This window comes from Curtobacterium sp. ODYSSEY 48 V2 (genome assembly GCF_023712625.1).
GTDB lineage: Bacteria > Actinomycetota > Actinomycetes > Actinomycetales > Microbacteriaceae > Curtobacterium.
The window spans coordinates 1-404 of record NZ_JAMAXX010000056.1 but is presented as its reverse complement, the minus strand read 5'-3'; the positions used below and the strand labels follow the sequence as shown (position 1 = coordinate 404).

Genomic DNA, 404 nt, shown 5'->3' with positions numbered 1-404 from the left:
CCTGCTCGGCGACGTCGTTGTCGAGCTTTCCCGTGGCAAAATAGTCGAGGAAGAACAGCGGCTCGGCGCCTTGCACGATCAGGTCGTTGGCGCACATGGCGACAAGGTCGATGCCGACGCCGCCATGCTTGCCGGTGTCGATGGCGAGCTTCAGCTTGGTGCCGACGCCGTCATTGGCGGCCACCAGCAGCGGGTCGGTATAGCCCGCGGCCTTGAGGTCGAAGAAGCCCCCAAAGCCGCCCAGTTCAGCGTCCGCGCCCGGCCTTCGGGTAGACTTGGCGAGTGGGCCGATGGCCTTCACCAGCGCGTTGCCGGCGGCGATGTTCACGCCTGCGTCCTTGTAAGTGAGCGCCATGCCGTTCCCGTGTGCCCGAGCTTGCCGAAGGCCTGCCTTCTTCACCCGC

Annotated in this window: 1 protein-coding gene; it reads right to left on the bottom strand. The window is 66.1% G+C overall.

The genetic code is table 11. From position 1 onward, the window contains the following. Window positions 1–355, bottom strand: a 355-nt coding sequence (locus M3666_RS16455) for an AIR synthase related protein (RefSeq protein WP_374109600.1), incomplete at its 3' end; no start/stop codon positions are given. Window positions 356–404 lie beyond the last annotated feature (49 nt).